The organism is Archangium sp., from assembly GCF_045802675.1.
GTDB lineage: Bacteria > Myxococcota > Myxococcia > Myxococcales > Myxococcaceae > Archangium.
Genome location: NZ_JBJMQO010000020.1, coordinates 62,642 through 76,698, shown reverse-complemented (window position 1 = coordinate 76,698; position 14,057 = coordinate 62,642). Strand labels below are relative to the sequence as shown.

The 14,057-nt window shown below is 69.6% G+C and carries 11 protein-coding genes; 10 read left to right on the top strand and 1 reads right to left on the bottom strand.

Annotation, left to right across the window (positions count from 1 at the left end; genetic code table 11):
• Positions 1-25 precede the first annotated feature (25 nt).
• Both ACJ8AN_RS05065 and ACJ8AN_RS05060 read left to right on the top strand, forming a co-directional pair.
• Positions 26-253 carry a hypothetical protein gene (locus tag ACJ8AN_RS05065; protein WP_407754083.1) on the top strand — a complete coding sequence of 76 codons (228 nt, stop codon included), beginning with the start codon at positions 26-28 and terminating at the stop codon, positions 251-253.
• The gene (locus tag ACJ8AN_RS05060) at positions 240-581 is read left to right on the top strand and encodes a type II toxin-antitoxin system PemK/MazF family toxin (protein WP_407754082.1); all 342 of its coding nucleotides are present in this window, start codon (positions 240-242) and stop codon (positions 579-581) included. The genes ACJ8AN_RS05065 and ACJ8AN_RS05060 overlap by 14 nt, the downstream gene beginning before the upstream one ends.
• A 5-nt stretch (positions 582-586) precedes the next feature.
• Here ACJ8AN_RS05060 and ACJ8AN_RS05055 read toward each other — a convergent pair whose 3' ends face one another.
• A complete protein-coding gene (locus ACJ8AN_RS05055) occupies positions 587-1,264 on the bottom strand; it encodes a hypothetical protein (RefSeq protein ID WP_407754081.1) in 678 nt (225 codons plus the stop codon).
• A 371-nt stretch (positions 1,265-1,635) separates the two neighbouring features.
• Here ACJ8AN_RS05055 and ACJ8AN_RS05050 point away from each other — a divergent pair, with 371 nt between their 5' ends.
• The 8 genes from ACJ8AN_RS05050 to ACJ8AN_RS05015 all read left to right on the top strand — a co-directional run bounded on the left by ACJ8AN_RS05050 (position 1,636) and on the right by ACJ8AN_RS05015 (position 14,056).
• Positions 1,636-2,397: an FHA domain-containing protein gene (locus ACJ8AN_RS05050; RefSeq protein ID WP_407754080.1), complete on the top strand. Its 762-nt coding sequence runs from the start codon at positions 1,636-1,638 to the stop codon at positions 2,395-2,397.
• 23 nt (positions 2,398-2,420) lie between these two features.
• A complete protein-coding gene (locus tag ACJ8AN_RS05045; RefSeq protein ID WP_407754079.1) occupies positions 2,421-4,331 on the top strand; it encodes an FHA domain-containing protein in 1,911 nt (636 codons plus the stop codon).
• Positions 4,328-5,521 carry a protein phosphatase 2C domain-containing protein gene (locus ACJ8AN_RS05040; protein ID WP_407754078.1) on the top strand — a complete coding sequence of 398 codons (1,194 nt, stop codon included), beginning with the start codon at positions 4,328-4,330 and terminating at the stop codon, positions 5,519-5,521. Before ACJ8AN_RS05045 ends, ACJ8AN_RS05040 begins: the two co-directional genes overlap by 4 nt.
• Complete coding sequence (locus ACJ8AN_RS05035) at positions 5,521-7,701, top strand: hypothetical protein (protein ID WP_407754077.1); 2,181 nt, start codon at positions 5,521-5,523, stop codon at positions 7,699-7,701. The genes ACJ8AN_RS05040 and ACJ8AN_RS05035 overlap by 1 nt, the downstream gene beginning before the upstream one ends.
• Positions 7,702-9,783: a vWA domain-containing protein gene (locus ACJ8AN_RS05030; RefSeq protein ID WP_407754076.1), complete on the top strand. Its 2,082-nt coding sequence runs from the start codon at positions 7,702-7,704 to the stop codon at positions 9,781-9,783.
• 2 nt (positions 9,784-9,785) lie between these two features.
• Positions 9,786-10,268 carry a hypothetical protein gene (locus ACJ8AN_RS05025; RefSeq protein ID WP_407754075.1) on the top strand — a complete coding sequence of 161 codons (483 nt, stop codon included), beginning with the start codon at positions 9,786-9,788 and terminating at the stop codon, positions 10,266-10,268.
• Between the two features lie 49 nt (positions 10,269-10,317).
• On the top strand, positions 10,318-10,671 hold the full coding sequence (locus ACJ8AN_RS05020) for a hypothetical protein (protein WP_407754074.1): 354 nt from the start codon (positions 10,318-10,320) through the stop codon (positions 10,669-10,671).
• Positions 10,672-10,828: 157 nt separating this feature from the next.
• Positions 10,829-14,056 carry a tubulin-like doman-containing protein gene (locus ACJ8AN_RS05015; protein WP_407754073.1) on the top strand — a complete coding sequence of 1,076 codons (3,228 nt, stop codon included), beginning with the start codon at positions 10,829-10,831 and terminating at the stop codon, positions 14,054-14,056.
• The last annotated feature ends 1 nt before the right edge of the window (position 14,057 follow it).

Sequence of the window (14,057 nt, the reverse complement as noted above, 5' to 3'; positions counted from 1 at the left end):
CACATTGAAGGGAAGAGGTGTTCCCATGAGCCAGACTCTCACCGCCCAGGATCTCTGGCCACTCGTCCAGAAGCTTCCGCATGACGAGCAGGTTCGTCTTGCGAAGCTCGCCCTTCGAGCCGCCGCACAGGGCGGTTTCCCGGACGCGGAGGCCTATCGTGCGGCTCCGCCGTCCGTGGAGGAGTTCTCTTCTCAAGAGGATCCGCTGACCTGGGAGGCGGAGGGGTGGGAGGAGTTCGATGCGTCGCGGTGAGATCCGCTGGTACACGTTCGCGTCGCCTGACAAACGCCGTCCCGTTCTCCTGCTCACTCGCGATGAGGTCATCGACGCGCTGAACGAGATCATCGTCGTTCCCGCAACACGCACGATTCGTGGGCTCGCCACGGAAGTGTTGCTGTCGTCGGATGATGGGATGCCTGCAGGCTGCGCCTTGAATTTCGATCACGTGAGTCTGGCGCAGCGTTCACGCCTCGGCTCGGTGCTCACCACCCTGTCATCGGACCGCTGGCCGGAGGTCGAGCGCGCACTGCTCGTCGCCTGTGGCTTCGCCAGCTCCGAAAAAGAGAACGTGCGGACGTAAGTAGGTCAGAGATTGGCGAACCCCCCGCCCTGCCACGTGTAGACGGTGATGTACAGGCAGTTGCTCGGGTCCCGGTAGTGCTCGGAGAGGTAGCGCGCCAGTGCCTCCACTCCCTCGGGAGCCCGCACGTCGCAGCCCTCGGGTGAATTGAAGAACCCGAGCGAGTACGTCCCCGTCTTCAACTCCAGCGGCTTCAGGCGCGCGATGACCGGGTCCGCGAAGAACGTCTCGCACGTGGGGCCTCCCGCTGCGGCTCGCTCGCGGCAAGGGTTCTCCCAGTCCTTGAAGATGCATTGCACGTGGAGCGCTCCCTCGGGCGCTCGCAGGAGCACCGGCGGATTCTGTGACGCCGAGAAGCGGGCGCGCAGTGGGGACAGCTCGATGCGGTCCTCTTCCAGCACCAGCCGGTACTGGTCCTCCTGGCCCCGGTGCCGCAACCGCAACGTGAAGGTGCCTCGCGCCGTCGCGGGCAGGGTGACGTCTCCCACGGCGGGACCGATCGCGGCCGGACAAGGGCCCGGGACCTGGGTCACGTCACCCAGGTCCAGGCGCAGCTCGCCCGGCGCCGTGCTCAGGCGTGCCGGAATCATGTAGCCGAGGCAGCTATACATCCGCGTCGTGGAGAGCCGGAACTGGAGTGACTTCGGGCTTCCGGGGATGGCCGGCCGTTCGTAGAGCTGCATCAGCAACCACGCCTCCTCCGAGGGAGGGGCCGGCTGCTGACTCTCCGCCGAAGGTGCCGGGCGTGGGACGCACGCGAGGCGGTGGACCTCGAGAGGGGGCGCCTCGGCCGGGGCCTGTTCCACCGGGACTCGAGGCTCACGACGCGCTCCGGGCAGGCAGGCCCCGGCGAGGACCAGCGCGAGACAGGCGAAGACGGGCAGGGGACTCGGGAAGGCGGGGCGGACCGGCATGAGGATTTCCTCTGCGGCGCATGAACGCATGTGCCCTCTCCCAGGGTCTGCAATCCCCACCGGCCTCGTGCGTAGGGCTCGGGGCGCCCGTCCGGCTGGAGTTTCCTCCAGGGCGTGCCCTAGAGTCGGCCCGGCCCCCCATGCGCTGTCCTTCCTGCCAGAACGAGAATGATGCCGGTGCCGCCTACTGCGACATGTGCGGCATGGACCTGACGCCTTCCAGTCCGGCTCCGGACGCCGGGAGCGCTCCGGCTCGCCCGCCTCCCCAGCAGCCCGCCAACCCGCATCAGAAGCGGCACACCGTCTTCGAGCCCGACCCCTCGGCGCCGCCTCCGCCGCCTCAACGCGGCGCGGACTTCTTCGCCAATCCGCCTCCGCCCCGGCCCACCTTCGACCCGCGCGATCCCTTCGCCGCCGCGTCCCTCCCGCCCTCGCGTGCGGCCGCCCCGGCCCCGGCCCCGGCTCCGGCCGCCATGCCTCCGGCTCCCGCTCCGGCTGCTCCGGCCGCCGCCGCTCCGCGCCCCAAGGCCCGCACCATCGTGGAGACCGCCAACGAGGGCTCGGCCGCGGGGCTCGTGCGCGGGGCCCTCTTCGAGTACCGCGGCCCCACCGACTCCGGCCGCGTCCACCCGCTGCGCGCCGGGCGCAACGTGCTCGGCCGCAACGCCGATTGCGACGTGATCATCGATGACGGACGCGTGAGCGGCCAGCACGGCTTCCTGTTCATCCGCGCCGAGGACGCCTCGTTCATCGACGTCTCCAGCAACGGCTCGGTCGTCAACGGCGCCGTCGTCCATGGCGAGCAGGTCGTCCTCCAGAACCACGCCGTCATCACCCTGGGCGGGACGACGCTGGTGCTCGTCATCGTCCCCGAGCAGTTGCTGTCCCGCCGCTCCCAGTGAGCCGCTCCCGAGGGGGGATGTCCATGCACCGCACTGTCTTCATGCTGGCCGGGCTGCTCGCCGCGCTCCTCGTGGGAGCACCCGCGGGGGCGGCGGACAATGGGCTCACCGTGCTCGCGGTGCCGCCCGCGTCCAACGGGCAGACGCGGCTCCAGGTCGAGGTCACCGACCCGGCGCTCCAGAACGAGCTCCGGACGTCCCAGGCCCGGGAGAATCTCTTCCGGGTCGTCGTGGAGAATGCCGGCGCGCAGGTGAAGGGGGCTCGCCGGATGGCGGACTCCAACGAGGGCAGCTACACGGTCCTCGCCTTCGATCAATCCGGCTCGTTCGCCTCGTACTGGTCCGACGCCTTCCAGCTCGCGAAGGCCTACGCGGACGCGCTCGGCCCCCGGGCCTCGAATCACACCGTGGCGGTGATGACCTTCGGGCAGAGCAAGACCACCCACTGCGAGGAGCGCTCCGCCGCCGGGCTCCAGGCATGTCTGGACAAGGTCGCGCAGTCGGGAACCCGCCAGCTCGTCACCCGGCTCAAGTTCTACATCCAGCAGGCCGTGCGTGAGGCCGCGAGCAAGCAGCCGCTCTCGCGAGGAGGCTCGCGCGAGGTCATCGTCTTCACCGACGCGGGCGAGGAGTCGGCCGCGCTCAAGGTGAAGGACCTCGCCACCGAGGCGCGTGACAAGGGGGTGCGCGTCCAGATCGTCGTCTTCAGCCCGAAGAGCACCGGCAAGCGGAGCAACGCGGCCACGCGGCTCGATGAGATGTCCCAGCTCGCCGAGGGCTCCGGCGGCCGCTACATCCAGGTGGGCGATGTCGATGCGCGGCAGGCCGTCACGGGGCTCGTGGGCGCGTTGGAGAACCTCTACTGGCTGGACGTGGGCTTCTGCGGCGTGAAGCGCGGGCAGTCCACGGGCCGGCTCTCCGTCGAGGGCCTGTCAGGAGGCGCCACCACCGCCTGGAGCGACTCCGTCTCCTTCCGCCAGAAGGCCGAGGGCAGTGCCACCGCCGCCTGTCCCGGCTCGGTCGCCACGGGCCCCTCGCCGGCTCGGACCGGCACGGGCTCGAAGACGGGCACCTCCGGCTCGGTGACTCCTCCGGGGAAGACGACGGGCAACCCCGGCACTTCACCTTCGACGCAGCCCGGGCCCACGGCGGGGACTCCGGGTTCCCCCTCGCAGCCCGGCACTCCCTCGGGAAGCCCCGGAACGGCGGCCCAACCCGGTGGCACACCGGGCGCTCCCGACTCCGCGCGGCCTTCGAGCGGTTTGCCCTGGTGGCTGATCGCCCTGCTCATCGGCCTGGGGTTGCTCCTGCTGGGGGTGCTCATCGCGCTGCTCACCCGGCGCCGCTCGGAGCCCGCTCCGGCGCCCCAGGTGGCTCCGCCCGTGGCCGCGCCGGTGCCCACCCCCGAGCCTCCCGCTCCCCAGCCCGAGCCCGCTCCGGCCACGCCCGCGTGGAAGGATCCCTTCGCCACGCTGCCGGAGACGCGGCTGGTGGTGGTCCGAGGCCCCGCGGGGCTCGAGCCGTTCTACCGGGTGCATAAGTCCGCGTTCTCCATCGGTGCCCGGGCGGGCGAGATGGATCTCCCGGTGGACCTGCCGCAACTGAGCGGCCACCACGCGACGGTGCAGCTCTTCAAGGGCGGCAACGTCTTCGTGAAGGACGAGCACTCGACCAACGGCACCTTCGTGGACGGGCGCCGCCTGAATCCGGGCGAGCGCGTGCAGGTGCGGCCCGGCCAGAGCATCCGCCTGTCGCAGTACCTGGAGTTCACCCTGGTGCAGCCCGGGCTTCAGCCGTCCGCCGAGCCTCCCGCTGGAGTCGTGCCCGTGGTCGCGGCGCCTCCCGCGCAGCCCTCCGCCGCACAGCCCTCCGCCGAGGCTCCGAGGGCCAAGGCCCGGACCCTCTACTCACCCGCGAGGGGAGATGACGAATGAGCCTCCCGCTCTACATTCATGGAAGTACCGACGTCGGCCGCCAGCGCTCGCAGAACGAGGACTCCTACCGGATCGCCGCGCAGCCGGATGGTTCCCAGTTGCTGGTGGTATGCGACGGCATGGGAGGCCACGAGGCGGGTGAGGTGGCCAGCCAGGTGGCGAGCGATCGGCTCGTCGAGGTCATCTCCGCGAGTCCGCCCGACAATCCGCCGCGAGCCCTCTACCAGGCGTTCATGGAGGCGAACCAGGCGGTGCTCGATGCGGCGCTCACCCGGGGTGCCGACGGCATGGGGACCACGGGCGTGGTGGCGTGGGTGATGGGCTCGCGCTGCTACGTGGGCTGGGTGGGCGACAGCCGCCTCTACCAGTTCCGCGAGGGCGCTCCGGTCGATCGCACGAGGGACCACACGCGCGTGGCCGTGATGGTGAGCCACGGCATCCTCAAGCCCGAGGAGGCGCGCAATCACCCCGACGCGCACGTGCTCGTGCGGGCGTTGGGGGGAAGCGCGGGCGTGCAGAAGAGTTTCAAGCCCGAGGTGTGGACGGAGCCCCTGGAGCTGCGCGCCGGTGACGTGGTGCTGCTGTGCAGCGATGGGCTGTACGACTTCATCGAGGACCCGGAGCTGTATCCGCTCATCGAGGGCCGCGACTACCAGGACGCGGTGACGAAGCTCATCCAGACGGCGAACGAGCGGGGTGGGGGAGACAACATCACGGTCATCCTGCTGGTGGCGGGACAGCCCGAGGTGCCGCGCAGGGCGGCGGTTCCCCAGCAGGCCCGGCGCGAGACGCTCCCGGATGGCATGCCGATGCTGCTCGCGCCAGAGCCGGCCTCCGCGCCCGTGGTGCGGGAAACGCCGGTGGCACCGAGCGGCCCGGTGGTGCAAGCCCCGCCCGCTCCCGAGCCGCGGAAGAGGGATGCGCCCGTGGTGGCCGCGAGCACCGGGCGCCGGTTTCCCCTGTGGTTGCTGCTCGCGACGGGTGTGCTGGGGCTGGGCGTGGGCCTCGCGGTGGGACTGCGGGCGCAGACTCCGAAGCCCTCTCCCGCTGGTGCACAGACACCCTCCGCGCCCTCCGAGCGGGACGCGGGCGTCGCGCAATCCGAGCCTCCCACCGGAATGGGGACGCCCCACACGCCCGCGCCCGCCGCGCCTGGGGGCTCGCACGTCACGGAAACCGGAGAGCAGTGATGGTCCGCGCGCTGTTGGCGCTGCTCGCCGTCGCCTCGCTGCTGCGGGCCGCTCCCGTTCTGGCACAGGAGGTGGGGGACACCTACTGCGTCGGAGGGTACGAGGGGACGCCGCCGGGGGTGGTGGCCGCGTGCGACATGCCGGCCGTCCGTGTGATGCACGAGGACTGGCACTACCACTGCTGGGTCACCAATGGGCAGGAGTGCTTCGTCTGCTTCGACGAGGAGGACTCCACCTGTGAGTCGAAGTTCCTCCGGCGCAACCAGGGCACCTGGTCGCGGGCGGACCCGTACGAATGCGCGCGGCTCTTCGGAGAGAGACACGGCGCCGCCAACGTGGTGGAGCACGTCATCAATGGCGAGCCCGTGAAGCCTCCTCCAGGGCCTCCTCCCGTGCAGCTCGAGGCGAAGGTGGAGCGCATCTCTCCTGGCCCGTACACGACGGGAGACACGGTGACCGCCGTGGGCGCGGTCCGGGACGAGCAGGGCGCGTTGCGCCGCGTCACCGGCGGCACCTTCCGCGTCACCGACGCGAGTGGCCACGTCACCGAGCACCCGGGCACCGTACAGCCGGACGGCACGGTGGAGGCGCGCTTCACGCTTCCCGCCACCAGCTCCGCGCGCATCGAGTTCGTCCCTGTCGGACTCCCACTCGCCCCGGGCGAGACGCTCCGTGCGGCCGCCTCCGAGGCGCGGGAGCTGAAGGTGGAGGTCTGCGGCTTCCGGGCGCGCGTGGTGCGGCCCGCCGTGCACGAGGCACTCGTTGCGGGCCAGTCCACGTCGCTGAGTGCCCGGCTGTTCGATGCGGTGGGGCAGGTGCCGGTGAGCACGCCTCCCGCGGGCCTCTCGCTGGCGTTCACCGTGCAGGTCGAGGGAGAGCCACCGACGACGCTCTCAGCGGACGGCGCGCTCTCGGCGGCGTGGACTCCGCCCGCGTCTCCCAAGCCGCGCGAGGTGCGCATCAGCGCGGGTGGGCGCGCGGGAGATCGCGTGGTGTGCCCGGCGGGAGAGGTGTCCGCCACGGTGAGTGACCTCGGCCTCGGCTTCGATACATCGGACCTGCCGCGCACGTGCTACGTCGGCCTTCCGTGCAGGGGAGCGGTGCGGCTCGTACGCCCGGAGCCGGGAGCGAGCCGTCAGCAGGTGGACTCGCTCCTGGCGAATCCCAAGGTGGAGGCCCGCATGGTGGATACGGGCCAGGAGCGCTACCGGGGTGCTCCGAAAGCGGACGACCGGTACGAGTTCCTCGCCACGTACACCGAGGTCGGCGCCGCGAGCTGGTCGCTCGTGTTCCAGACGCCGAAGGGGCCGGTGGCCATGCCCGCGCACGAGGTGCAGGTGCGTCCTCAGTTGAAGCTGGAGCTTCAGGCGGAGCTGGATTTCGGCACCGTCGCCGCGGGCACGCCGGTGACGGGGGCCTGCCAGACGCTCGACTTCAGCCAATCGCAGGGCGCCGAGGAGCACCGCTGGGAATTGCGCGCCGAGGGGCTCGAGGGCTGCCAGGCCCGCCCGGTGCTCTACTTCCGCAACGCGCTGAACCAGGATGACGTGCGGGGTCTGGCACCTTCGTTGGGTATCGACGCGTTGGACCCCCAGGCGCGCCGGCTCGAGATCTGCCTCGAGGTGCCGCGCTGTGCTGGAGAGGTGTCGCCGGACCCGGCCGTGTTGCGCGTGGTGCCGCTCACCCCCGAGTTCAAGGCCCAGGAGAAGACGGTGCGCCTGCGCTGGAAGGTCGAGGGCCGGAATTTCCTCGGCTGTTACGGCGCGTGGGTGTGGTCGTCGCTGGCGCTGCTCGGCTTCGGGGTGGTGCTGGCGGGATTCACGCAGCCCGCGCGCTTCCCGCCGGGAGCGTCCATCCGCGTGGCCGGGAGCGAGCGAGGCATCCGCCAATCCGCCGCCATCCTCCTGCAGGCCTGTCCCGGCAGCGCGCCCGGCTTCTACCGGGACGCCCGGTTGGGCGTGCACGGGGACGGCGACGTGAACGGCCGCACGCGCAACGCGCCCATCCTCCTGCGAGCCACCCGGGGCGCGGGAGTGGTGCTGACGGGCACGGGCCCGCTGGAGCAGCAGGAGCGCCGCACCCTCAAGTGGGAGCCGGTGACGGACCTGGCGCGGGGGCACGTCCCTTCTCCCTCGGTGCTGTACCGGGCCGGGGGCACGTACTTCAAGGTGGAGCTCTAGATGATGCTCGCGCAACTCGTCCTGCCCCTGCTCCTGTCGTCCGGAGCAGCCAGTGGTGGCAACGAGATCGTCCTCATCCTCGACAACTCGTGCTCCATGGGCGTGGAGTCCCGGGACGACAGGGGCCACCGCTATCCCCCCAATGATCCCGAGCGGGCCGCGGTGCTCGGCTCGCTCATCGTCGAGGGATTGGCGCGAGGCTCGGCCGACCACTTCAGCCTGTTGGCCTTTGGCGACAGCGAGAACGACGCCCCGCGCACGGCCCGGGACGCGGACGCCATCCGCGCGCTGCCCTATTCCAACGGCACCTTCTTCCGGCGCCCGCTGGAGGAGGCGGGGAACCGGTTGAGGGGCTCGGCGCTGCCGAACCGGCTGTTTCTCTTCTTCACGGACGGAGTGCCGCAGGATCTCCATGGGAACCCCGCCGAGGGACCCCGGGCGCTCGGGCTCTCCGAGGCGGCGGGCTTCGAGACCCTGGTCATCGGGCTCTTCGGGAGCGATGAGATCCGCCAGACGGGGGAGCAGTTCCTGAAGCCGCTGGCGCGCAACCCGCAGGACCTGGTGTTCGTGCAGAAGCCGCGCGAGGTCATCGACGCATTCACCCGAGGTTATGCCCGGGTGCTCGGCTCGAGGCCGGAGACGGGCACGCTGTCGCCGGGCGAATCGAAGACGTTCGACGTGGGCAAGTACGTGGTGGAGGTGCTGGTGGCGACGGCGTCCTCCTCGCCCGGGCCCGAGTACACCGCGAAGCTGGAGGGCCCCCAGGGCAACGCCCCGTCTCAGGCCTCCGGTGACAACGGCTGTCCGCCCAATACGCGTATCGCGGGGGCACCGAAGCTGTGCCAGCCGCCGCACCGCCACTACCAGGTCTTCCGGGCGCCCAACTCGCCGGACCAGCCGAGCCGCTGGACGTTGTCGCTGCCGAAGGGAGCGGGGCCCATCGATTACGGCCTCATCCTCCGGTACGACCTGGAGGCCTCGCTGGCGGTGCCGGCGACCGCGCGGGTGGGCGAGACGGTGCAGCTCGATGCGCGGCTGCTCTTCCGTGGGAAGACGTTCGACGACGCGAGCTTCTTCCAGGCGGACGGCTTCACGGCGGTGGCGACGATAGAGGGCAAGGACGTGCCGCTGCGTCACGAGGGGGGAGGGCGCTTCGTGGCGGACTGGACGCCCTCGGAGCCCTCGCCGGAGGGCATGTCCACGCCGGTGGTGGTGACGTTCCGCAACGCGTGGATGGAGCAGCGCACGCGGCGGTCGGTGCAGGTGGAGGGCTTCCTCGACTTCGCGTTGGTGCCGAACCCGGGCTCGCTCGACTTCGGCGCGTGGCGGGGCGAGCGTGGCGAGACGCGCCGGTGCTCGGTGGTGGACCTGTCGCGCTCGACGAACGCGGATCGCATCCCCATCCAGTGCACGGCGCAGGGGGAGGTGCAGGGAGGCGTGTTGAGCTGCGCTCCCGTCGAGGGTTCGGAGGCGGACCTGGGCAATGGCCGCAAGGGACAGCCGCTGAAGTACGAAATCTGCTTCACCGCGCAGGGCTGCTGCGGACACATCAACCCGCAGGGGATGGGGGCGCTCTTCGCCGCGACGCATCCGCATTACGCGGCGGCGGCCGTGACGGTCCCGGCACTCGTGCAGGTGTCGGAGACGGGCTGGCTGCGCTGCTGGTGGCCGTGGCTGGCCCTGCTCGGCGGGATGCTGGGCTTTGGCTGGGTGGTCGCGGGCTTCGTCCGGCCGAACGACTTCGACCCGGCGGCGAGCGTCTACGTGGCGGGCTCGGAGGTGGGGCTCAAGAGGGCCTCGGCGCTCACGCTTCGGGAGACGCCCGGAGGGACACGGGGCTTCTACCGCAACGCGCGGATGTGCCTGAACGCCGGAGGCGACTTCGTGCGTGCTCCGCGTGCGGCCGTGCTCGTACTCGAAGCGGGGCCCGGGGGCTCCACGCGCTTCGTCACCGCGGCGGGCCTCGAGCGCAAGGTGCAGCGCACCGGGAAGTGGGAGCCCGTGCCCGCCGAGGAGATGGCCCTCGGGTACACGCCCAACGTGGTGTACCGGATCGGCAATCTCTACATGAAGTGGAGCTGAGGATGAGCCAGCAGCCGGGATTGAAATGGCTCGCGTTGATGATTGCCATTGTGGTGGCAAGCACTGGTTGCGCGCATGTGCAACAGCCAGAGCGGCGAATCTACGTCATCTCCGAGGATACGCGGGGCGTTGGTACCGCTCTTGGAATTGGCGGCTCCGGCTTCCGTAACTGCGATGCGGAGCAGAATGCGTGTTACGACGATTGCTGGAAAAGTGAGCCCCTTCCATACCCGCAGACGGATCGTGACGGGTGGCTCCGTAGACATTGCACCAGTAAATGTCTCAAGGAGTTTATGGAATGCGAGAAGGCGAATGAGCAGAAGGCGAGGGAATTGAAGTTCTCGCGCGTTGACGATGCGATTGAGTGGATCAGGAATCACAAGGCCCAGGTGGCTCTTGGAACGGTCGTCGTCATCGCCGGTGTTGCCTTCGTCATCACGACAGGCGGTTCTGGCGCGCTGATTCTGGCCCCTCTCGTCCTCTAAATCCGGTGCGCCAATGGCCTATAATTCAGACTTTGATGTTGATGCGGTGATGAAGACGCTCGGCACCATCAGCGACAAGTACCCGAAGGATTCGCCGGAGGACGAGGCACTTCGGATCGCAGCGGTGGCTTTGCTCTATGTCCGCGACATCCAAAAGTTGGATGAGTACCGTGGTTACTTCAGGGAGTTCGTCACGGGCAAGCCCATCATCGTCTCTCAAACGTTCGCAACGAGAGAAGAAGCGGATGAATGGCTCGCCAGCGGAAAGGCCACTGATGGCGAACTCGTCAGCATCGCGGGCCGGGGTTTCACCGCGCACCATCTGCCCAAGGGATGGAAGTTCCTCCGGGCGCGCGTTCCGGAGGAACTGGATGCCCCCGCGGAGAAGCCCGAGCCGAAGTAGGCCCTGCGCTTCGCTTCGAAGGTCTCAGCTGGGCTGACCGATTGTGACTCCCGGTGCAGCCGCCTCGGCCAGCGAGCAAGGGCGCTCGGGCTCGGCGCCGCGTGATATACCACCGGGTACTTTCTACACGCAGTGAAGCTGCTTGAAGGGGGATGTCTTGGGGCTGCTCTCGACGGAGAAGTTCAACCCGACCTTGTTCGTGGGACTCGGGGGTAATGGCGGGAAGATCGTCCAGCTGCTCGCCAGCCGGTTGCGCCGTCATCCCAACTGGGAGCGCATCAAGTCGATGACCCATTTCGTGGCCATCGACACCAACAAGGACGACCTCGACAAGCTCAAGGACATCCCCGTCGAGAACCGCTTCCTCGTCTCCGCCTTCGATGCTCGCGCCTACATCGAGCGCAAGCGCGGCCAGCGTGAGCTCCAGGAAGACCCGCTCGTCACCCAGTGGGTCCCCTCCACGTACCAGTTCCGCTCCACCCAGGGCGCCGGCGCCGGGCAGATCCGCATGGAGAGCCGCCTGCGCCTCTACTACAACCTCGAGGAGGATCGCCGCGGCATCCGCAAGGCCCTCCAGAAGCTGCTCGACGAGTCCACCCGCCGCGAGAACCCCTGGCGCGACAACGAGAACCGCGTCGTCCGCGTCATGCTCTATGGCTCGGTGGCGGGCGGCACCGGCTCGGGCGGCTTCCTGCCCATGGCCTACCTGCTGCGGCGCATGGTGCTCGACGCGGGCTGGGGCCGTCCCAACGTCTCCGGCGTGCTCACCCTGCCCACCGCGTTCCTCGACAAGGTGAAGCCCCAGCTCCACCCGGACATCCTCGCCAACGGCTACTCCGCCCTCAAGGAGCTGGAGTACCTCAACCGCCAGCTCGACTACGCGGGCGGCTCGGGGGAGATCGAGTTCCACTTCGACCCGGGCTCGCAGGACCGCGACCGCCAGGTCGTCGGCGAGCGCCCCTTCACGCTCACCTACCTCATCGACCGGCCCGACCAGCTCTCCATCGAGAAGTACGAGAACGCGGTGGCCGATGCCTGCTACCTCCAAATCTTCTCGCCGCTGCTCGGCGCGCAGGCCGGTGAGTACGACAACTACGAGAAGCACCAGAAGAAGCTCGCCCTGGGCCACTTCTCCGTGCACTACGGCTCGTTCGGCACCGCGCTGCTGCAGCTGCCTCGGCGGGACATCCTCAAGTACGCGGGCCTGCGCTACGTGGCGAGCGCCTTCCGGCAGTTCCTCTGCTTCGGCGCGGACCACCCGGACTTCCAGGTGCCCTACGGGGACCCGGCCTTCCAGCGGCTCGAGCCCAACGAGAAGAACCGCCGCATCGACGAGAAGTTCAAGGGCTACGTCGCCTTCCGCGCCTCCGAGGAGGAGCGCCGCGACGAGAAGGGCCAGTTCTACGGAATCCAGCAGCAGATCGGTAAGGGCGGGAAGAACCTGGCCGAGGCCTTCCGCGAGAAGCTCGAGGCCATCTTCGGCAGGCTGGACGAGCAGATCGACATCCCGGACGTGGAGAAGCAGTCCATCAACCCGGGCAACCCGTCGCTGAGCCGGGCCATCGCGGTGCTGCGGCGGGCCAAGGACGAGTCGCGCGCCCGCGTGTGCGGCGAGTACCTCGAGGCCCAGCGCGGCGACGTGCGTACCGGCCGCTTCTTCGAGTCCTTCTTCAAGGAGTACGAGGTCAACCCCATCGCCCAGCGGCTGTTCCTCGTGCGCCTGCTGGAGCAGGGCTTCATCGTCCCGTTCAAGGACCCGGAGGAGGGCGCGTACCTCAAGGCCGACGGCACGCCGCCCGACCTGGACAGCCCCGAGCTGCGTCAGGAGATTTCCCGGTTGGACTCGGAGATGACGAAGCAGGCGCAGCCCGGCTTCCTCCAGAGCCTCACGGACCGGGACAACAAGGCCTTCGCCACCACGAAGCTGCGCGCCGTGGCCAAGGTCGAGAGCTGGGCCAACGAGTTCCGCGACGAGATCAAGCGCTTCTTCTGGAAGTCCTTCGAGAGCGAGCTGCGCAAGGACGCCGAGGCCCGGCTGGAGTCCTTCCGCAAGGTGGCCCAGGTGGCCGACGAGCGCGCCCGCGACGCCGAGTCCCAGGCCGAGCGCTTCCGCAAGGACCCGGCCGCGGTGGACCCCGCGTCCGACGTGGCGCAGTTCTACCTGGACGCCGAGGTGCTCCGCGACGATCGGCGCCGCGAGCGGCTGTGGAAGGAGTTCTACGCGCACAAGCTCGACAGTGACGCGAACTTCCGCGTGGCCGACATCTTCGACTCCGTCACCGAGTCCTTCACGCCCGTGCGCGACCCCAGCGGCCAGCTCCGCGCGCGCGATGCCAATGAGATCGTCTCGCACGTGCGAGGCAAGCTGGAGGCCCAGGCCCTGCAGACCTATGGCCGGGTGATGGAGGAGATGGGGCTCGACCTGGCCTCGGGCCTGGACCTGGAGCAGCGCTACATCGCCCTGCACAAGGCCGGGAAGGATCTCGAGGAGCTGCGCCGCAAGGGCAAGCTCGAGGACGAGCTGCGCGCCGTCTCCGCCACCGAGGTGCGCCGCGGCATCGAGGACCGGCTCAAGCGCCTGTCCGACGAGTGCGTGCTGCTCGCGCACATCGACGCCACGCGCCGCGATGATCCCACGGTGACGCCCGCGGACGTCTTCTACGCCGGCCTGCACGACAAGTACGCCAGCGACGAGGAGGGCTCGCTCTGGAGCGTGCTCAAGGGCGTGGTGTCCGGCACCAACCGCGTGGCGGGCTGGGAGGAGCGCGACTCGCTGGTGCTCTACCGCGCGCTGCTCGGCGTGCCCGTGTACTGGTTCAAGAACGTCCAGTCCGAGCTGTACTCCGGTTACAAGCGCGTGCGCGACGACAAGAACCGCACCTACCCGCTGCACATCGAGGCGTCGTGGGAGTCCTCGACGGGCGGCCTGCCCGACCTGGACCCCGTGGAGATCAAGCGCGCCGAGGAGCGCCGCGCCACGGAGCGTTCCGCCCAGGCCTCGCGCGAGGCCCGTGAGAACCGCCTGCGCGCCTTCACGCTGTGCGCCCTGTTCGGCGGCATCTCGCGCGACGACGAGGGCTACCACTGGAGCTTCGCCGGCACGAAGAACAAGCTCGCGCCGGATAGGGCTCGCGCCTTCGAGGCCTTCGAGGCCCTGGATCCCGTGCTGCGTGGAGACCTGGAGAAGAACGCCCGGGAATCGTGGACGAGCGCGACGGTGGAGCGGCCTTCCCGCAACAAGCTGCTCGAGGAGGTACAGGCCCACCAGCGCCGCCTCACCGAGGCCTACGCGCGCGCTGTCTCCGAGCAGAAGGACTCCGAGCGCCGCTTCATCCAGGACGAGCGGACCGTGGTGGAGGCGCTCGCCGCCGAGTTGAGGAACTAGC